This window comes from Streptomyces sp. NPDC002133, from assembly GCF_040296405.1.
In the GTDB taxonomy this organism is placed as follows: Bacteria; Actinomycetota; Actinomycetes; order Streptomycetales; family Streptomycetaceae; genus Streptomyces.
Map to the genome: position 1 here is coordinate 21,701 of NZ_JBEOXF010000009.1, position 18,942 is coordinate 40,642.

Sequence of the window (18,942 nt, forward strand, 5' to 3'; positions counted from 1 at the left end):
AGTTCTGGTGCGGCAGCGCGGACGACAGCGGCCCCGGCACGGTGGGTGTTCCGTGCTCAGGGCCGCTGTCACAGGTGGGTCACCGGGTGAACTAGGCGACGCGGGTCAGCTTCGCGCCGACGCCCGGCTCCTCCAGGTCGGACTGCAGAACGAGCGGCGACGAGGCCTTGCCGGTGCCGGTGCCGACCGACACCTCGCCGACGACCATGCCCGCCTTCGCGGCGTGCGGGATCGCGGCCCTGCCCGCGCCGATCTCGAGCTCGACCTTCAGGCCGGGCCAGCCGAGCGCCTTCACGTCCTTGGTCGCGACGACAGGGACGCGGCCGCCGAGGCCGTCGTCCACGTATCCGACGACCGTGCCCTTCTTCACGACGGTCGCCGAGCTGACCGCCGCCTGGGCGCCCTGGATCAGCTTGAGGCTGTCCTGCAGGGACGACTCCAGCTTCGCGTTGGGCGAGTCGCCGCGCTGGATGCCGAAGACCGCGCCGTAGATGCGGCGGGACTTGCCGTCGACGACGGTGTCGGCGGCCCAGAGGAGGTTGCCGCCCGCGGGCGTCGACGAACCGGTCTTGATGCCGCTGACGCCGGGGTTCAGAAGAATGTTGTTGTTGTTGTAGATCTTCCCGTCGATGCCGTCGATCACGGTCTCCGGAGTGTTGACGATCTCCCGGAAGACGTCGTTCTGCATGACCGCCTTGGCCAGCTTCAGCTGGTCCGACGCCGTGGACACGGTCGTGGCCTTCAGTCCGCTCGGGTCCGTGTACGTGGTGTCGTTCATGCCGAGTTCCTTGGCCGCAGCGTTCATCTTCTCGACGAACGCGGCCTCCGACGGGGAGTCCCAGCGGGCGAGCAGGCGCGCCGCGTTGTTCCCGGACGGGATCATCAGCAGCTGGAGCATCTGCTTCTCGCTGAACTTCTGGCCCGCGCGGATGGGAGCCGTCGACTCGTCCTCGGCCTTGGACTCCTCCTCGGCCTTCTGGTCCACCTCGATCTGGGGGCCGGTCTCCTGGCCCTTGAGCGGATGGTTCTCGAGGATCACGTAGGCCGTCATCGTCTTCGCGACGCTCGCGATCGGCGCGGGCTCCTGCGCTCCGCGTGTGCCGAGACTGCCGACGCCCTCGACCTCGACGGCCGACTGGCCCTCGGCGGGCCACGGGAGCTCGGGGGCCCCGCCGTCGAAGGTGTACTCGGACGTGGCGGTCAGCGTGAGGACCGGTTCCGGGAGCGGCCGCACGAGCTGCACGATCGCAAAGACGATCAGGAGCAGCACGACGAGCGGCGTCCAGATCCTGATCCGCCGCATGGCGGTCCGGACCGGGGTCTGGGGCGGCGGCGGCGTGTTCGTCAGCTCGGCGAGCAGGTCGAGCGGCGGCTTGGGCGGCAGCGGCTGCTGCTTGGTCCGCTCGACCTCGGGGAGCGACGCGGGCGCGGCGGGTGCGAATGCGGGGGACGCGGCCGGGGCGGGGGCCGGGGCCGGGTGCACCTCGTCACGGCGCAGCGGTACGAACTTGCTGGTCCGCTCGGCCTCGGTCTCCGGCTTGGGTCCGGTCTCCGGCTCGGCCTCGGTCTGCGGCTTCAGCTCGGGCGTGGGCTTCGGTTCGGGCTTCGCCCCCGGCTCGGGCGCGGGCGGCGGGGTGATCTTCAGCGCGGTGGTGGGCTGGTCGACGGCCGGCCGGGGCAGCGCCTTGAACACGGCGGTCGGCTGATCGACCGGCCGGCCGTCCTGCTCGTCGTCCTCGGCGTCGGCGTCGGCGCCATCCGCGTCCTCGGCGTCGGCGTCGGCGCCATCCGCGTCCTCGGCGTCGGCGTCGGCGTCGGCGTCGGCGCCATCCGCGTCCTCGGCGTCGGACGACTCGGGCTCGTGCGCCTCCGACGAGGCAGGAGCGGGAGCATGGGCGCCACCGTCCTCGACATTCGTGGTCGGGTCATCGTCGTCGCCTTCAGCAGGCTCGGACGCGTCGGATGCAACGGTCGGCTCGGACGTCGCCGCGTCCTCCGCCGCAGCGGCCGTCTCCGCGTCCTGGTCGGCATCCCCGTCCGAGTCGTCGCCGTCCTCGACATCGACATCGGCCTCGTCGTCGACCGAGGCGCCCGCCTCCGTGGCCACGTCCGTGTCCGGCGCCGGCTCCGGCTCCCGCGACTTGTCGGACCTGGAGACCCACGCCGCCACCGCAGCCCGCAGCCGCGCGTCGTCGCCGTCCGACGAGGCATCCGGCTCCGCAGGCGCGTCCGGATCCTCGTTCTCGTCGCCGGCATCGAGCACATCGGCCGAACCGGCCGCAGCGGACGACGCAACCGCACCGTCCCCGGCCGAACCGGAACCAGAACCGGAACCGGAAGCCGACCCCGCCGCGTCTCGCGCGGCAGCAGGCGACGGCAGCGTCTTGAACACCGCCGTCGGCTGGTCGATCGGCCCCTCCGCCCGCGGCGCCGCCGCCTCCTGACGGAACACGGCAAGCCGCGGATCGCGGTCGCCCGAAGTCGTCTCCCCCGACGACTTCTGCTGCTCCGACTTGTCGGGGGACTCGCCCGCCACCGTGCCTCCTCCATGCCTACGCGCCGCGAAACGTCGCTGTCCGAACCATCTACCAGTGTCCTGTGTGAGCGCTTGGCCCCCGTGCTAGACGAGAACGACATACCTACCGGTTCCCGTACGAAGCACCCAGGCACTCTCGACAGACCAATGTGAGAGGCGTCACCCTGTCATTCATCCACGCGGGGAGGCATGGATGGGCAGGAGCCGCAGAACACTTCCGGAAGAGCTTCTGTTGCTCGCTCTGGACCCGACCACGGGTACCACAGCGCAGCCGCAGTCGCTCGACCTCGGCCTGGCCGGAGCACAGCTAGTGGAGCTGGCGCTGGCAGGACGGATAGCCCCTGACGGGGATCGTATCGCCGTGGTGATGCCACGGCCGACAGGAGATCCGACACTGGACTCCGCACTGGAGCTGCTGCGCAGACGCGGCAGTCCGGTACGGGCGGTCCACTGGATCGGCGGGCCCCGACTGGGGCTGCGCCAGATCTATCTCGCGCACCTGGAGCGGTGCGGCATGGTGCATGCCGTGGCGGGCCAGATGTGCGGGGTGCTGCCGACGACTCGCTACCAGGCGACGGACACGGCGGTCAGCCGGGACATCAAGGCCCGGCTCGACAGTGCGATCCGCACCGGCGTACCACCGGACCCGCGGACCGCGGCGCTCGCCGCGCTGGCCCATGCGGTCGGCCTAGGCAAGCACTTGTATCCCGGGAACGAGGGGCGTTCATCGCGCTCCAGGCTCCGGGATCTGATCAGGCACGACCCCATGGGCGGCCTCGTGGCGCACGCCGTGATGGACGTCCAGAACGGTGCGGCAGCACAGCCGCGCCGTAGCCCGGCGGCCCCGCCCGGTCGCCAGTCCGCCGTACCGGTGCAACCGCGCCGCGGAAGCATGGCCCGCGCCGCCGCACACTGAGCAGTCGGTCCGAGCAACCCGATCGGACCGAATCACCGAGCGAACCGAGTCACCCGGCGAGTCCGAGCAGGCAAGAACAACACCCTCCACGGAAGGCCCGGTTCGGGAGCCGCACTGAATGCGCGGAGCAGTCATCGCGACTGCTCCGCGCGTTCGCGTTGTCTCGCGTGTCGTCATTTCCCAGCGCAGCCAGCACCATTGGTGGCAGTCTGCTGGGACGTAGATACGGACAGCAACGAACAGATGAAGTCCCTAGCCGGAGGTGCAGTTCCTGTGGCGTCCAACGTCAACCCCACCGTCAGGCGCCGCCGCCTGGGTCAGGAGCTGCGCCGGCTCCGCGAGCTCAAGGGCATGACCGCGGAGGAGGTGGCGGAGCGCCTTCTCGTCTCCCAGTCGAAGATCAGCCGGCTGGAGAACGGCCGGCGTTCGATCAGCCAGCGCGACGTCCGCGATCTCTGCGGGGTGTACGAGGTCGAGGACCACCGGGTCGTCGACTCGCTGATGCAGATGGCCAAGGACTCCCGCCAGCAGGGCTGGTGGCACGCCTTCGGCGACATCCCGTACAGCGTCTACATCGGCCTGGAGACCGACGCCGCGAGCCTGCGCGTGTACGAGCCGCAGATCGTGCCCGGCCTGCTCCAGACCCGGCAGTACGCGGAGGCCCTGATCGCCGGCGCGCTGCCCGAGACACCGGTCAGCGATGTCGAGAAGCGGGTGCAGGTCAGGATGCGCCGACAGGAGCGCATCACGACGCCCGACAATCCGCTGCGGCTGTGGGCGGTGGTCGACGAGGCCGCGCTGCGCCGCGTGGTGGGCAATGAGCAGCTGATGCGCGACCAGCTGGAGTACCTGGTGGAGCAGTCGCAACTGCCGCATGTCACGGTCCAGGTGCTGCCGTTCAGCATGGGCGCGCACCCCGGCATCACCGGGCACTACGCGGTGCTGGAGTTTCCGGACGCATCGGACTCGAGCGTCGTCTACATCGAGGGTGTCACCAGCGACCTTTATCTGGAGAAGGCGAACGATGTCCACAAGTACACCGTGATGTACGAGCACCTGCGCGCGCAGGCGCTGAATGTGGACCATACCCGGGAGTTCATCGAGGACATCGCCAAGGGATACGCCAGGTAACGCCCGAGCAACAAACTCGCGGGCGCGCACGGTACACCGTCACCAGCGTTTCCCGGAAGACCACACTGGAATATGCCATCCGGTCGGGTGAACGGCCGTTCTCATCCGGAGAGCCAGCCAAGTAGCGTCGTGATCACGCCGTCAGGAACGTCGGCGGCAACGACCAACCTGGAACCGGAGATGCACATGGCTATTCAAAAGGGCGCCCTGGACACGTGGACCAAGTCCTCGTACTCCGGCGGAAACGGCGCTTGCGTCGAGGTCAAGTCCCCCGTTGTGCAGGCAATCGCCGTGCGGGACTCCAAAGTCCCCGCGGGACCCTCGCTCACCTTCGTCCCGGATTCGTGGAACGCCTTCGTGTACGAGGTGAGCAAGGGTTCCCTCTAGGAGACCTGGTAGGACCTCGACCTCAAGGGATACCGAAATACCGGAACCAACGGAAAATACCGGATTTCAACGACAGAGCCCTCTCGACTGGTCCGCCGTCCCGGCCGAGGGGGCTCGGCTTTTCTCCCCGCAGTACCGCGTCAGCGCAGCTGGTCCACATAGCGGTCCGTCCCCGGCACGGTCGGAATGAACGGTGCCACCAGCTCCACCCGCCCGAGCTCCCCCGCCTCCAGGTCCGCGAAGCGGTCCTCCCAGCAGGCGCGCGGGTCCTCCTCCAGGAACCAGAGCAGCGTCAGGCGCGTGTCGACGCCCTCCACCTGCTTGACGTACGACATCCGGTCCAGCGGGAGCGGCGTCGGCCGGAAGACCGCCACCATGGCCGCGGATGCCGCGACATTCCCCTTGGGGGCGAGCTGCCTCGGCAGCTCGCGCGACCGCAGCCACTCCAGCAGCTCCGCCCGCTGCTCCGGCCCCTCGGCGTCGATCACCTCCACGACCAGCCCCGCGTAGGGGTGGTCGAGCGCGTGGTGGTCGCGCGGACCGGCGGCGCCGTCCCGGTAGACGGTCGCCACATGGTCCTGGAACGCGGTGAAGACATGCGTACGGTCCTGATAGACGCGGCCGTCACGGTTCAGCCGCTTGTTGATGCCGACGGTCCACTTCATGTGGTCGTCGTAGCGGCCTTCCGTGATCCAGTAGGTGGAGATGTAGCACCCCGCCGTCACCGGCTGGGCGACCGCCGACTTCTCCGGGTAGCGCAGGAGCTGCAGTTCCCGGGTCGCCACCCAGCGCCGCCCCGCGTACATCCAGGGCATCGCCATCGCGCCCGCGTAGTAGTGGTCGTCCTCGTACCAGCGGTTGTACGCGTACTCGTGGCCGGGATGCGGCTCGACCATGGTGATCAGGGCATGGCCCGGGTGGACTCCGTAGGGGCCGACGGCCGCCAGTTCCGCGTACACCTCGGACCGGGTGTCCTCGCTCACGACGCTCCCCTTCCTTCCTCCGGTGGACGGACCTACTCTGACGCACCGTCAGATGAAGGACCAGAGTCCGGAGGCACCGAGATGCTGCTGCAGGGAAAGACCGTCATCGTGTCCGGCGTCGGCGCCGGGCTGGGGCACCAGGTCGCCGCGACCGTCGTACAGGACGGGGGCAACGCCGTCCTCGGCGCGCGCACGGAGGCGAATCTCGTCAAGACCGCCGCGGAGATCGACCCCGAGGGCGCCCACACCGCCCACCGCCCCACCGACATCACCGACGAGGCGCAGTGCGAGGCGCTCGCGGCGCTCGCCGTCGAACGCTTCGGGCGGATCGACGCGGTCGTCCATGTGGCCGCCTGGGACAGCTACTTCGGCGGCCTGGAGGACGCGGACTTCGCGACCTGGCAGCAGGTCGTCGACGTCAATCTGCTGGGAACGCTGCGCATGACCCGGGCCTGCCTGCCGGCACTGAAGGAACGCGGCGGCTCCGTCGTCATCATCGGCACCCAGTCGGCGGTGGCCGCCCCCTCCCAGGTCCGCCAGGCGGCATACGCGGCATCGAAGGGCGCACTCACCTCCGCGATGTACTCCCTGGCGCGCGAGCTCGGCCCGCACCGGATCAGGGTCAACACCGTGCTGCCCGGCTGGATGTGGGGGCCGCCGGTCGAGGCGTACGTCCAGTTCACCGCGCACACCGAGGGCGTACCGGAGTCGGACGTGCTCGGCCGGCTGACCGAGCGCATGGCCCTGCCGGAACTGGCCACGGACGGGGACGTGGCGGAGGCCGTCGCCTTCCTCGCCTCCGACCGGGCGCGGGCGATCACGGGACAGTCGCTGCTGGTCAACGCCGGCGAGCTGATGCGGTAACCCGCACCCCACCTCCCCCTCGGGCCGCACGGGCGAGCATCGCCGTGCGGCCTCTTTTCGTCTTCCGCGCGGTCATGGATGTGAATAAAGGTCAATAACTCGAACAATTTTACTTGCTCTTGACCTTTCGACTCGTTGTCGTGGCCGCGTAAATGGCCACACCATGAACGGCGTTCACAAGGCGGACCCCTGGAGGGGGCAGGACATGAACAGTCTCGACTGGACAGTGCTCATCGGCTACTTCGGCGTGATGGTCGCCATCGGCGTCTGGTCCCACAAGCGCGTGGACAACGTCAGCGACTTCTTCACCGCCGGCGGCAAGATGCCGTGGTGGCTGTCGGGCATCTCGCACCACATGTCCGGCTACAGCGCCGTCATGTTCACGGGGTACGCGGCCATCGCCTACACCTACGGCGTGACCTCGTACGTCACCTGGTCCTTCCCCATCGCGATCGGCATCGCGATCGGTTCCCGGCTCTTCGCCCCACGCCTCAACCGGGTCCGCTCACGCCTTCATGTCTCCTCGCCGCTCGAATACCTCAAGGACCGCTACAACCTGCCCACCCAGCAGGCCCTCGCCTGGTCCGGTGTCCTGCTGAAGATCGTGGACGTCGGCGCCAAGTGGGCGGCCATCGCGACGCTGCTCTCCGTCTTCACCGGTGTCTCGCTCAACATGGGCATCCTGATCACCGGCGCGGTCACCGCCGTCTACTGCACGGTCGGCGGCCTGTGGGCGGACGCCCTCACGGAACTCGGCCAGTTCATCATCCAGTTCCTGGCAGGCATCGCGATGCTGGTGGCCGTCATGGCCGAACTGGGCGGCTTCAGCAGCCTGTGGAGCGTCTGGGACGAGCCCGCGATGTCGGGTCACACCGAGCCGCTCGCCGGCCCGTACATGATGGTCTTCCTGATCGCCTATCTGTTCATCAAGACCTTCGAGTACAACGGCGGCATGTGGAACCAGGCCCAGCGCTACATGGCCACCGACTCCGCCCGCTCCGCCGAGCGCTCGGGCCGGCTGTCCGCCCTGCTCTGGCTGATCTGGCCGCTGGTGCTGTTCTTCCCGATGTGGGTGGCGCCGGTGATCCTGAGCGACGAGACGAACGTCGTTCCGGCCGACTCGTACGCCCTGATGGCCGAACAGCTCCTGCCGCACGGTCTGCTGGGCCTGGTCGTCGTGGGCTTCTTCTCCCACACGATGGCGATGTGCTCCTCCGATGCCAACGCGATCGCGGCGGTCGTCACCCGTGACATCATGCCCGCCGTCTCCCGCAAGGTCCGCGAATGGGACACCCGCGCGGGACTGCTCGCCGCCCGCTGGTCGACGCTGCTCTTCCTCGGTCTGTCGATGGCCATCGCGACCCAGGTCAACTCGGCATTCTTCGGGGACATCATCACCGTCGTCATCAAGTGGGTGGCCGGTCTGATGGGCCCGATCGCAATCCCGCTGATGCTCGGTCTGCTGCCGTGGTTCCGCAGGAGCGGCCCCACCGCCGCGCTGCTCAGCTGGGGTCTGGGCCTGTTGACGTTCTGGCTGGTGAACTACCCGATCAACTGGAACGTCGAGGGCGGCGTCCCGCTGCAGTACCAGGTCTCCATCCCGCTCGCGGTCTCGCTGGTGCTCTTCGTCCTCATCGGCTACATCAAGCCCGAGGACACACCGGAGCGGGACGGGATCCTCGCGCAGCTCAACCCGGGCAGTGGGGGCGGGGCGGCCACAGCGGCCATCCCCGGGCCGGCCGCTGCCGGCGACACGGTGACGCAGCCGGCCGCCAAGGAGTAGACGGCAGCCGAGGAGCGACGGCAGGGGCGGGCGGTCCGTACGGGGGGCCGCCCGCCCCTGTCGTTCAGCCCTTCGGTCCGGCGTCCAGCCCCTCGGCCGCGCGGCCCCCCGGTCGCTCGGCGCTCTGTCGTTCAGCCCCTCGGATAGCGCAGCAGCCAGCCCGGCGCCGAGACCCCCGGGCCGTGGAGGGACGGCCCCTGGGTCATCTCCATGGCGAAGTCGTCGGCGAGTTCGAGGATGGTGGGCCGGCCCTCCAGCTCCGCGAGCCAGGCCGCGGGCAGGGCGGTCTCGCCGTGGAGTGCGCCGAGCAGAGCGCCGCAGAGGGTGCCCGTGGTGTGCGACGGGCCGTCGTGGTTGACGGCGAGGCGCAGGCCGTGACGGATCTCGTCGCTGACGAGGGTGCAGTAGACGGCGACGGCGAGGGCGTCCTCGGCGTGCTGCCCGTTGCCGAGCGCGGCGATGCGGGCGGCGCTCGGGATGCCCTGCCGTACGGCGCCGAGAGCCTGCTTCAGTGCGTCGGTGACGGGCTGGTGGCCGGGGCGGGCCGCGAGCAGGGAGAGGGCGCGCTGGACGGACCCGTCGACGGTCTCGCCGCGGGCCAGACCGTGCACGATGACGGCGAAGGCACCGGCCGAGAGATACGCGGTGGGGTGACCGTGGGTCTGGGCCGCGCACTCGACGGCGAGCTGGCAGACCAGCTGCGGCTCCCAGCCGACCAGCAGCCCGAAGGGCGCCGAGCGGACGAGCGCTCCGGCATCGCGCGCGGTGGGGTTCTTGGGCTTGTCGAGGGTGCCGAGGAACTCGTCGGCGAGCCCGGTGAGAGTGGAGCGGTCGGGGTCGCGGCGGGCGTACAGCCACTCCTCGCGGGCGAGCCAGCCATTGTCCTTGCGGCGCTCGTCGGGGCCCCAGTCGCGCTGGGTCGCCGCCCAGCGCAGATGGGCACGGTGCACGTCGGTGGGCGGGTGCCAGGCGCCGGTGTCCCGGCGCACCTGGGCACGGATCAGCCCGTCCACGGTGAAGAGGGTGAGCTGGGTCGCGGCGGTGACGGCGCCGCGGCGGCCGTACGCGGGAACGAAGTCGCCGACGCCGTCGGCACCGTGGGCTGCGCGGATCTCGTCGAGGGTCGTCTGCGCGACCCCGGCGCCGAGCGCGTCGCCGATGGCCGCGCCCAGCAGACAGCCGCGCACCCGGGCGCGGAAGTCCTGCTGCTCGGTACGGCCCCAGACGGCTGTGGTTGCGGTGGTCACGCGCAACTCCCTCCCCATTCGTGCGCAGCACTGTAATCGACCGCGTGAGATCGCTTCATGGGCGGAATCGAGCCGGAAGGGTATGTGCCCGGTCGCCCCTCAGGCCGGTTTTGAGCACCGTTCATGGCGGATTTCCGGCTGTGCCGTCCGGGATCCGCAGGGTCCGCCGCATGGCCCTTCTTACTCGTGTCAGGGCCGTCACCGCAGTCACTGCCGTCACTGCCGTCACCGCACTCACCGCTGTGAAAGGCGTCACGGTCCCTGCCGCCTGCACCGCGGTCGCCGCAGCCTGCGCGAGCTGAAACGGGACCTGCCGGCCCGGCCAGAGCCTGCGCCCCCGTACTCGGGGCCGGGTCCCGACGGGGACCCGGCCCCGGTCACCGCCGAGGCCCCGGTTATACCGAGGCCACCGGTCCTGCCGGGACCCGTTGCCTCAGTCGGCGAGGGGCAGCAGCTCCGGCAGATGGCCGTCGGAGGCCATGGCTGCCCGCTGCCGTTCCTCCGGCACCTCCCCGTACAGCGTCGTACGCGGCTTGGCCGGCCGCCCCGCCGCCTCCGCGATGGCGACCAGGTCCTTGACCGAGCGGTACGAGCCGTAACTGGAGCCCGCCATCCGGGAGATCGTCTCCTCCATGAGCGTGCCGCCCAGGTCGTTCGCCCCGGAGCGGAGCATCTCCGCGGCGCCCTCGGTGCCGAGCTTCACCCAGCTGGTCTGGATGTTCGGAATGTACGGGTGCAGGAGCAACCGGGCCATCGCCGTCACCGCGCGGTTGTCGCGGGTCGTCGGCCCCGGCCGGGCGATGCCCGCCAGATACACGGGCGCGTTGGTGTGGATGAAGGGCAGGGTCACGAACTCTGTGAAGCCACCCGTCCGCTGCTGGATGCGGGCGAGCGTCCGGAAGTGGCCGAGCCAGTGCCGGGGCTGGTCCACGTGCCCGTACATCATGGTCGAGGACGAGCGGATGCCCAGCTCGTGAGCGGTGGTGACGACCTCGATCCAGGTGGCGGTGGGCAGCTTGCCCTTCGTGAGCACCCAGCGCACCTCGTCGTCGAGGATCTCGGCGGCCGTCCCGGGGATCGAGTCGAGCCCGGCCTCCTTCGCGGCCGTGAGCCACTCCCGGATCGACATGCCGGTCCTGGTCGCGCCGTTGACGACCTCCATCGGCGAGAAGGCGTGCACATGCATGCCGGGCACGCGCTCCTTCACGGCCCGCGCGATGTCGAAGTACGCCGTGCCGGGCAGGTCCGGGTGGATGCCGCCCTGCATGCAGACCTCGACGGCCCCGACGTCCCACGCCTGCGCCGCCCGGTCCGCGACCTGTTCGAGCGAGAGCGTGTACGCGTCGGCGTCCGTGCGGCGCTGGGCGAAGGCACAGAACCGGCAGCCGGTGTAGCAGACGTTCGTGAAGTTGATGTTCCGCGTGACGATGTACGTGATGTCGTCTCCCACGGCCGACCTGCGGACGTCGTCGGCGATACGGGTGAGGGCGTCCAGCGCGGGCCCGTCCGCGTGCAGCAGCGCGAGGGCCTCGTCGTCGGTGAGCTTCGTCGGGTCGTCGGCGGCGGTCGCGAGCGCCGCGCGGACGTCCGTGTCGATACGGGACGGCACCATGCCGGGCGCCGCGGCCTCGCGCAGCGCCTCCCAGTCGCCGTACACCTCGTCGAAGTCGTCGCGGCGGTCCGAGGTCCGCCCGTCGGTGTCGATGGTGCGGTGCAGCTCGGTGCGCCCGGCGGAGGTGAACGCCTCCTCGGGCTCCTGCCAGGGCAGACCCCGCGCGAGCGCGTCCTCGCCGGCCAGTCCCGTCTCCGGGTCGGCCAGGGCCCGTACGTGCGGCAGCAGCCGCGGGTCCAGCCAGGGCTCGCCGCGCTGCACGAACTCGGGGTACACGCACAACCGTTCCCGTAGCTCGAAGCCCGCCGCCGCGGACTGCTCGGCGAGCTGCTCGATCTGCGGCCAGGGCCGCTCGGGGTTGACGTGGTCGATGGTGAGCGGCGACACCCCGCCCCAGTCGTCGATCCCGGCGCCGATCAGACGACGGTACTCGTCGTCCACGAGGTTCGGCGGCGCCTGCAGACAGCCCGAAGGACCCATGATGTGCCGTGCGACGGCGATGGTCGCGACGAGGTCGTCCAGCTCGGCGTCCGGCATCCCGCGCATGGCCGTGTCCGGCTTGGCGCGGAAGTTCTGGATGATGAGCTCCTGGATGCCGTGGTACGCCCGCGAGACGCGGCGCAGCGCGAACAGCGACTCCGCGCGCTCCTCGTACGTCTCCCCGATCCCGATCAGCAGCCCGCTGGTGAACGGCACGGAGCAGCGCCCCGCGTCCTCCAGCACCCGCAGCCGCACGGCCGGCTCCTTGTCCGGCGAGCCGTAGTGCGGCCCGCCGGGCTCGCTCCACAGGCGGGTCGCGGTGGTCTCCAGCATCATGCCCATCGACGGCGCGACCGGCTTGAGCCGCTGGAAGTCGGTCCAGGTCATGACCCCGGGGTTGAGGTGGGGCAGCAGCCCGGTCTCCTCCAGGATGCGGATCGCCATGGCCCGTACGTACGCGATCGTGTCGTCGTACCCCTCGGCCTCCAGCCACTCCCGCGCCTCGGGCCAGCGGTCCTCGGGCTTGTCCCCGAGTGTGATCAGCGCTTCCTTGCAGCCCAGTTCGGCGCCCCGGCGGGCGATGTCCAGCACCTCGTCCGGCGACATGAACATCCCCACAGTCTTCGACGTGGGAGGTACCCCCTCCGTGGCCCGAGCGCGGCGCAGCTTGCCGGGGACGGTGGCGAAGGTGCAGTAGTGGCACTTGTCACGGCACAGCCGGGTGAGCGGAATGAAGACGCTCTTCGAGTACGTGATGACACCGGGCCGCCCCGCCGCCTCCAGCCCGGCGTCCCGCACCCGGGCCGCGGACGCGCACAGGTCGTCCAGATCCTCCCCACGCGCCTGCAACAGCACGGCGGCCTCGGCCACATCGAGGGCCACACCGTCCCGGGCGCGTTTCAGGGCACGGCGCATGGCGTTGGCGGTGGGGCGCCCGGGCTGCGTTCCGGGGTGCGTTCCGGCATGCGGTTCAGGCTGCGGTCCGGGCTGGTGATCCGTCATGCAGCGAGCATACGAGCGCGAGGTGACAGCTGAGGGGGCAGATGCGGCCATGTGCGGCCATACTCGGTTGCCAGGCGAAATCCGACCATGCCGGCATCCCACACGCGATCGACCAGCCCGTTCGTCCTTGCGGCCAGGGCATTGCGCCGAGGGCTGTCGCTGCTTCAGCGACGGCGTCGAGCGACCCCCGCGCAGACGGTTGTTCATGCCCTGCGTGTGCGGCAGCCCTCTGCGCGGCCTGCGTTTCAGGTCTCGGTCCACCCAATGCAAACGGTCGCGCCATCCCGCGGGGCTCACCGAGCAGCGGGAGTTGACCCGATGACCACCACTCGTGCCCAGGCGGGCGGCGAGTCCGGCACGTAATCGGGGTTGTCCTCGTCCCACGAGCCGGCTGCCTGCTGCCGGGGGAACAGGCCCACCACCGTCCGGCACGGTGGTCGCGTGTCCGGCCAGGGTGTCTGTCCGTCGGTCAGGGCCACGATGACATCCGGTCGGGGGCGCGCGCGGAGCGCCTTGGCGAAGCCCGTGCGCAGATCCGTACCCCCACCGCCCACCAGCGGGATTCCCTCGGCGTGGCACAGCGGGTGCACGATCCGGGCCGCCGCGTCGCACGGCAGCACGGTGATCAGGTCGCGACGGCCGCCCACGGCACGGGAGATCGCGGCAACCTCGTGGAGAGCGCCGCCCAGTTCGGCGTCGCTGACCGATCCGGATGTGTCGATGACCACGGAGACCCGAGGTGGCCTGCGCCGGAGGCTCGGCAGGACAACGCCGGGCACCCCGGCCGAGCGTCGCGCCGGCCGGCCGTAGGTGTAGTCGTCGCCCGCGCCGGGGCCGGAGGTTGCCGAGCGGATCGCCGCTCCCAGCAACTCCCGCCACGGCTGCGGTGGGTGGAACGCCTCCTCCGCCCACCGCCGCCACCCCTTCGGGGCGGTCCCCGGACGGGCGGTGATGCCCTGCGCCACGCGGAACCGGACCGCGTCCCGCTCCTGTGCGCTCAGTCCGTGCGCACCGTCCGGTCCCAGGTCCCACTCCCGTTCCAGTCCGTCGGCGCCACTGCCGCAGTCCAGCCAGGCCAGGCTCTGCGTACGCAGCCCGAGCCGGAACTGGCCCAAGTAGTCCTCCATGAGCTCCCCCTCGGGCAGCTTCAGGGTCCTCGGCGTGACGGCGCCTTCGGGCCGGACCAACCCGTCGCCGAACGCGTCGTCGTTGATCTCGCAGTCCGCGGCGATGTTCATCCGCAGCCGTTCCCCCGGGCCGGCCAGCCCGCGCTCCCGCGCGACCCGGTCACTGCGCCCGTGATGGTCGCGCAGCAGGTGCGACACCTCGTGCACCCAGACCCCGGCCAGCTCCTCCACCCGGGTCCGGTCCACGAACGCCGGTGAGACGTAGCACCGCCAGTGCCGGTCGACGGCCATCGTGGGTACCCGCCGTGACTCCACGACGTGCAGGGCGAACAGCGCCGTCGCCAGGTAGGGCCGGACCCGGGCGGCGTGCAGTCGGGCGGCGAAGAGCTTGTCGAGGTCCAGTGCCCTCGATGCGTCCGCGATCACCGGCCGGCCTTCGTGGCGACCGCGGCCCGGGCCGCCGCGCGGTCTGCCCGCCGGGACAGGGACACCGCTCCGGCGAGCCGTTCGATCGATGCGGGAACGTCCCAGTCCTCCTGGCGCAGCGAGGCGAGTGTCGTCGCGGGGACGACGACCAGGTCCGGGGCTCCGGTGTCCAGCGCCCGGACCAGGAGCGCCCACGCCGCGTCCCAGCGGGACTTGTCCGGGCGCCTGCGGACCGCCGCCACCACACCGTCGAGCACGGCTTGGCGCAGATCCCCCCGCTCGGGCAGGGCGGCACCCGCCGGGTCGGCGAGAAGCACCTCGGGGTCCGGGAGGTCCATCCGGTCCAGGCTTGCCAGCAGCTCCAGCCCCGGTCCGTCCCCCACTGTGCCCCGGACCAGCAGGGAGAGCACTTCCCGGGAGGAGCCGGCCGCGGTCGCGAAGGCGATCAGGCACAGGGTCATCTCCCAGCTTCGAGGCGACGGCCAGGGACCACCGCGGCGCGCTTCGCTGCTGGGCAGCCGGTGCACGAGGCCGGGGCGGGCGGCGAGGAGCCCGCACACCGCACGTCGGGCGAAGTGCACGGCCTCGGACAGCTTCTCCGGGTCGAGCTGTGGCAGGGTCGCCCGGGGCCACGTCCCACCGAGGCCGCGCACGACGACCTCGTGGTCGTGGATCCACTGAAGGTGAACGAACCGGTTGGCCAGAGGCGGGCTCAGCTCCCAGCCGTCGGCCGCCGAGGAGCGTGGATTGGCGGCGGCCACGATCCGGACCCCGGGCGGCAATTGCAGGGAGCCGATCCGCCGCTCGAGCACGAGGCGGAGCAGGGCGGCCTGAACGGCCGGTGCCGCGGTGGACAGCTCGTCCAGGAACAGCAGTCCTCGGCCGGCCCGCACCAGCCGCACGGCCCAGTCCGGCGGAGCCATGGGGACACCCTGCTCCGCGGGATCGTCCCCGACGATGGGCAGCCCCGAGAAGTCGGACGGCTCGTGCACGCTGGCGATCACTGTGGTCAGCGGCAGGTCCAGGGCCGAGGCGAGCTGCGTCAGGGCCGCGGTCTTGCCGATCCCCGGCTCACCCCACAGGAGTACGGGCAGGTCGGCGGCCACGGCCAGTGTCAGGGCCTCCAGTTGTGTGTCGGGGCGCGGTTCGGTGGTGGCGTCGCGCAGCAGGGCCAGCAGCTCGCCGGCGACGTCGAGCTGAGAGGCGTCGTGCTGGGAGGCACCGAGCTGAGAGGCGTGGGCCGGGTCGGAGGAGGTGCCGGTGGCAGCGAACGGGGTGTACGTGGGCATGTGTGATCACCTATGGGTTCGTCGTGAGGCGAGTGGGTGCAGGGGACGGACGTGGAGGTCCCCGGGTCAGCGGGAGTTCGCGTGGCGCGGGTGGGTGCGAAGGTCACGGGGACGGCGACGGTCCGGGCGGATACGGCCGGGTCCGGCTTCGACCAGGCCCGCCCTGAAAAGTCCGTAGGTGATCCGACGCCGCGCGGCCGTCTCCAGTTCGTCCCGCAGCGCGCCGTCGCGCAGCAGCGCGTCGGGGCCCAGCAGGTCCTCGACGACGGCCAGCGCGCCGGCGGTGTCGCCGTGGATCAGGCGCTCGCGGACGCCGTCGAGGGCGTCCGGACGACGATGCGCCTTGTCGATCATCTGCAGGCAGGGAAGCGGAGTACCGGTCAGTGCGGCCAGCAGTTCCTCGCGACGGATCTCGGCCGGGTCGTGGTCCAGCGGGGCCAGTACCCCGTCGACCAGGCCGATCCGGTGCTGGGCTCCCCGGCATTCCACCAGGCGCGGGTGCCGTGCCCAGTCCGGAATCCCGGTGGAACCGGTCGGCGAACGCTCCGGTACCAGTGCCGAGGCGACCAGCGGGTGCAGCCGATCGGCCTCGATCGAGCCGGTGCGGATCAGTTCCAGGTCGGGGAGTACCCAGGTCGCCGCGTCGGGCAGGACCGGCAGCGCGGACCCGCCGTCATCCGTGGACGCCGCCGCGACCCGCAATGCGGGCGGCCCGACGCCGTCCCTGTCCGCGACCAGGTCCAGGACCAGCCGATGTCGGGCCCCGATCCGCACGGTGACGGTACCGGTGGGCCGCCCCTCGGCGTGGAGCAGGATCCCCGCCTCGGCCGCCCACCGGTCAACGGCACAGCGACGCTCTTGCACCACAGCCGGCAGATCCGGGTCCGTCACAGGACTGCCGTCGACGGGCAGCCGATCCGCCCCGGACCGGATCCGCAGCTCATCGGTCCTGCGCGCGTCCCACAGGTGGCGGTGCAGGTCGAGGCGGAACCGCCGGTTGGGATGCGGATGCGGATAACGGCCTGCGCCGGCCTCGGAGTGGGACCCGTCCCACAGCGCGAGGCTGATCCGCTGACCGGCATCCGCCCAGGCCGGCGGAGTCCGGGCCACGAGGTGCACCGGGTAGGCGCCGTCACGCCGCGCGGCGTCGTACCGAGCCAGGGCGATGGTCAGCCCCGGGCGCAGCAGTCCGTCGGGAGCGATCCTCGGCATGTGCCAGCGCAACAGGTCGGGAGCCAGATGGCGGAGATCGGCCCGCACTCGGGCCGCGAGTTCCTGGCCATGGGTACGCGCCGTGGAACGCAGATTGAGATCGACATCGATGCCTGCGGCGGCGCACGCCCCCGCCCAGTCCCCGGCGCAACGGCGGGCGGTCGCAGTCTCGATCATGGACGGCGGCACGGCGAACTCACGCACGCGCAGCCAGAAGGAAAGGCGGGAATCCCCATTCGCGGTCTGAGTGAGCATCAGCACTCACCTTGCGCGGACGGGACCCCCAATCTGCCAACAGAATGAGTCATCATCGCGGGGATCATACAGCTCCTCACCTCGATCTGTCAGGCCTCCGGGTCGGAGCACGACCCTGGCCCGGTCGCCGGCGGAGGAAGAGGTGGGCCCCGACAGGTGTGGGTTAATCGGCATGCGGCGCCGACCACTGCGCAGCGGGTGGCGGCGGTGGTCTTCCGGCTGTCCGTTGGCCACATTCCGACCAGGGCGGTCCCGAGCTCAACTCCCCCGATGGCAGCAGCAGGTCGCGTACATGGAGATCCAGAGCAATCCGCGTCTGGTCACCGACCCGGGTGAGGTCCGCATGTTCACCGAACGCCATGGCATCATCCGGGCGCAGCCTCTTACCCCACGGGAGTCTCTGTCCCTGGTCGAGAAGATGTCGGGAGAACGATGAGCACGACGGAACTCGACTGGTTCAAGAGCAGCCACAGCGGTGGTGAAGGCGGCGAAAGCCTCGAAGTCGCCGGCTGCCCCACCACCATCCACGTCCGCGACTCCAAGAACCTCACCGGCCCCCGACTCGCCTTCACCCGTGCCCACTGGGACGCCTTCGTCACATCCGTTCGCGGAAGCTGAGTACGGGCGGCACATGAGCCGGTACTTCGACATGGGCGACGAGACCCTCTGGAACTCCCGGCCTGGCAGAGCCCCACACACCGGCCGATGCCGGCGGTGGCGAACGAGGGCACGGGAACGACCTCGTTCTACACGATCACACGCTGAGGTGTCCCGCCCCGACCGACGGCAGCGGTCCGTGACCCGCGCTCCGTCGGGACGGGCGGGACGCGGCGGGCGGGCGGTGCCGTGTCACAGGTACCGCCCGTACTCGTCCAGCACCCCCAGCACCTCTCCCTCCCCCGCCGGCGGCAGCTGGAGGACCACCTCCGCCACGCCCAGCTCCGCGTAGTGCGCGAGCTTGCCCGCCGACGGCAGGACGGCGTACGGCACGACCTGCAGCGCGCCCGGGTCGCGGCCCGCCTTCTCCCACACCTCACGCAGCACCGGCACGGACTCCGACAGGCCCCGTCCGCCGATCGGCATCCAGCCGTCCGCGTACTCGGCGATGTGCGCGAAGAGCTTCGGGCCCGCCGCCCCGCCGACCAGGATGCGCGGGGCGCCCCCGGCGACGGGCTTCGGGTAGGCGCAGGACGCCCGCACCGATCCGAAGTCGCCCTCGTACGCCGTCGGTTCGGGGGCCCACAGCGCCCTCATCAGCAGCAGACGGTCGCGGCTCAGCTCGCGGCGCGTGGACCATTCCACACCGTGGTCAGCGGCCTCCTCCTTGTTCCAGCCGAAGCCGACGCCGAGGGTGAAGCGGCCGCCGCTCACGAAGTCCAGGGTCGCGATCTGCTTGGCGAGGGCGATCGGGTCGTGCTGGGCGAGGAGGGTGATGCCGGTGCCGAGGCCGAGCCGCGTCGTGACGGCCGCGGCCTGGCCGAGGGCGACGAAGGGGTCGAGGGTGCGGCCGTACTCAGGGGGGAGTTCGCCGCCCGCGGGGTACGGAGTGGTCCGCTCGACCGGGATGTGGGTGTGTTCGGGCAGGTAGAGCCCGGCGAAGCCGCGCTCCTCCAGCTCGCGCGCCAACCGCACGGGCGTGATCGTCTCGTCCGTCAGGAAGATCGTGGTCGAGATCCGCATACGGCTCCTCCG

Annotated in this window: 15 protein-coding genes; 7 read left to right on the plus strand and 8 right to left on the minus strand. The window is 70.9% G+C overall.

Annotated features, from left to right (window positions below; all coding sequences use genetic code 11):
• Positions 1-91: 91 nt before the first annotated feature.
• Complete coding sequence (locus tag ABT078_RS12935; RefSeq protein WP_351226862.1) at positions 92-2,536, minus strand: serine hydrolase; 2,445 nt, start codon at positions 2,534-2,536, stop codon at positions 92-94.
• A 193-nt stretch (positions 2,537-2,729) separates the two neighbouring features.
• Between ABT078_RS12935 and ABT078_RS12940 the strand changes: the two genes are divergently transcribed.
• From ABT078_RS12940 to ABT078_RS12950, 3 genes are all read left to right on the plus strand, one after another.
• The gene (locus ABT078_RS12940) at positions 2,730-3,452 is read left to right on the plus strand and encodes a GOLPH3/VPS74 family protein (protein ID WP_351226864.1); all 723 of its coding nucleotides are present in this window, start codon (positions 2,730-2,732) and stop codon (positions 3,450-3,452) included.
• A gap of 273 nt (positions 3,453-3,725) precedes the next feature.
• Complete coding sequence (locus tag ABT078_RS12945; protein ID WP_351226866.1) at positions 3,726-4,583, plus strand: helix-turn-helix domain-containing protein; 858 nt, start codon at positions 3,726-3,728, stop codon at positions 4,581-4,583.
• 186 nt (positions 4,584-4,769) lie between these two features.
• Complete coding sequence (locus tag ABT078_RS12950) at positions 4,770-4,970, plus strand: DUF397 domain-containing protein (protein WP_351226868.1); 201 nt, start codon at positions 4,770-4,772, stop codon at positions 4,968-4,970.
• A gap of 140 nt (positions 4,971-5,110) precedes the next feature.
• On the opposite strand, the gene ABT078_RS12955 is transcribed toward ABT078_RS12950, so the two are convergent.
• Complete coding sequence (locus ABT078_RS12955) at positions 5,111-5,953, minus strand: hypothetical protein (protein ID WP_351226870.1); 843 nt, start codon at positions 5,951-5,953, stop codon at positions 5,111-5,113.
• 81 nt (positions 5,954-6,034) lie between these two features.
• Between ABT078_RS12955 and ABT078_RS12960 the strand changes: the two genes are divergently transcribed.
• The gene (locus ABT078_RS12960) at positions 6,035-6,817 is read left to right on the plus strand and encodes an SDR family oxidoreductase (protein ID WP_351226872.1); all 783 of its coding nucleotides are present in this window, start codon (positions 6,035-6,037) and stop codon (positions 6,815-6,817) included.
• A 205-nt stretch (positions 6,818-7,022) separates the two neighbouring features.
• On the plus strand, positions 7,023-8,600 hold the full coding sequence (locus ABT078_RS12965; RefSeq protein WP_351226874.1) for a sodium:solute symporter family protein: 1,578 nt from the start codon (positions 7,023-7,025) through the stop codon (positions 8,598-8,600).
• A gap of 131 nt (positions 8,601-8,731) precedes the next feature.
• Here ABT078_RS12965 and ABT078_RS12970 read toward each other — a convergent pair whose 3' ends face one another.
• The 5 genes from ABT078_RS12970 to ABT078_RS12990 all read right to left on the minus strand — a co-directional run bounded on the left by ABT078_RS12970 (position 8,732) and on the right by ABT078_RS12990 (position 17,250).
• The gene (locus tag ABT078_RS12970; RefSeq protein WP_351226876.1) at positions 8,732-9,847 is read right to left on the minus strand and encodes an ADP-ribosylglycohydrolase family protein; all 1,116 of its coding nucleotides are present in this window, start codon (positions 9,845-9,847) and stop codon (positions 8,732-8,734) included.
• Between the two features lie 433 nt (positions 9,848-10,280).
• A complete protein-coding gene (locus ABT078_RS12975) occupies positions 10,281-12,941 on the minus strand; it encodes a bifunctional FO biosynthesis protein CofGH (protein ID WP_351226878.1) in 2,661 nt (886 codons plus the stop codon).
• A 293-nt stretch (positions 12,942-13,234) separates the two neighbouring features.
• Positions 13,235-14,494: a vWA domain-containing protein gene (locus ABT078_RS12980; RefSeq protein ID WP_351226880.1), complete on the minus strand. Its 1,260-nt coding sequence runs from the start codon at positions 14,492-14,494 to the stop codon at positions 13,235-13,237.
• Positions 14,491-15,783, minus strand: a complete 1,293-nt coding sequence (locus ABT078_RS12985; protein WP_351226882.1) for an AAA family ATPase — start codon at positions 15,781-15,783, stop codon at positions 14,491-14,493. Before ABT078_RS12985 ends, ABT078_RS12980 begins: the two co-directional genes overlap by 4 nt.
• Positions 15,784-15,849: 66 nt before the next feature.
• On the minus strand, positions 15,850-17,250 hold the full coding sequence (locus ABT078_RS12990; RefSeq protein ID WP_351226884.1) for a hypothetical protein: 1,401 nt from the start codon (positions 17,248-17,250) through the stop codon (positions 15,850-15,852).
• Positions 17,251-17,542: 292 nt separating this feature from the next.
• Between ABT078_RS12990 and ABT078_RS12995 the strand changes: the two genes are divergently transcribed.
• Complete coding sequence (locus tag ABT078_RS12995) at positions 17,543-17,686, plus strand: hypothetical protein (protein ID WP_351226886.1); 144 nt, start codon at positions 17,543-17,545, stop codon at positions 17,684-17,686.
• Positions 17,683-17,868 carry a DUF397 domain-containing protein gene (locus tag ABT078_RS13000; protein WP_351226887.1) on the plus strand — a complete coding sequence of 62 codons (186 nt, stop codon included), beginning with the start codon at positions 17,683-17,685 and terminating at the stop codon, positions 17,866-17,868. The genes ABT078_RS12995 and ABT078_RS13000 overlap by 4 nt, the downstream gene beginning before the upstream one ends.
• Positions 17,869-18,099: 231 nt before the next feature.
• On the opposite strand, the gene ABT078_RS13005 is transcribed toward ABT078_RS13000, so the two are convergent.
• Positions 18,100-18,930 (minus strand): LLM class F420-dependent oxidoreductase, encoded by an 831-nt coding sequence (locus ABT078_RS13005; protein ID WP_351226889.1) that lies wholly within the window; start codon positions 18,928-18,930, stop codon positions 18,100-18,102.
• Between the last annotated feature and the right edge of the window lie 12 nt (positions 18,931-18,942).

Excerpts from the sequence above, each read along its gene's own strand:
- ABT078_RS12985 (WP_351226882.1), bottom strand. The coding sequence starts at position 15,783 with ATGCCCACGTACACCCCGTTCGCTGCCACCGGCACCTCCTCCGACCCG.
- ABT078_RS13000 (WP_351226887.1), top strand. The coding sequence starts at position 17,683 with ATGAGCACGACGGAACTCGACTGGTTCAAGAGCAGCCACAGCGGTGGT.
- ABT078_RS12990 (WP_351226884.1), bottom strand. The coding sequence starts at position 17,250 with ATGCTCACTCAGACCGCGAATGGGGATTCCCGCCTTTCCTTCTGGCTG.
- ABT078_RS12995 (WP_351226886.1), top strand. The coding sequence starts at position 17,543 with ATGGAGATCCAGAGCAATCCGCGTCTGGTCACCGACCCGGGTGAGGTC.
- ABT078_RS13005 (WP_351226889.1), bottom strand. The coding sequence starts at position 18,930 with ATGCGGATCTCGACCACGATCTTCCTGACGGACGAGACGATCACGCCC.
- ABT078_RS12960 (WP_351226872.1), top strand. The coding sequence starts at position 6,035 with ATGCTGCTGCAGGGAAAGACCGTCATCGTGTCCGGCGTCGGCGCCGGG.
- ABT078_RS12975 (WP_351226878.1), bottom strand. The coding sequence starts at position 12,941 with ATGACGGATCACCAGCCCGGACCGCAGCCTGAACCGCATGCCGGAACG.
- ABT078_RS12940 (WP_351226864.1), top strand. The coding sequence starts at position 2,730 with ATGGGCAGGAGCCGCAGAACACTTCCGGAAGAGCTTCTGTTGCTCGCT.
- ABT078_RS12950 (WP_351226868.1), top strand. The coding sequence starts at position 4,770 with ATGGCTATTCAAAAGGGCGCCCTGGACACGTGGACCAAGTCCTCGTAC.
- ABT078_RS12965 (WP_351226874.1), top strand. The coding sequence starts at position 7,023 with ATGAACAGTCTCGACTGGACAGTGCTCATCGGCTACTTCGGCGTGATG.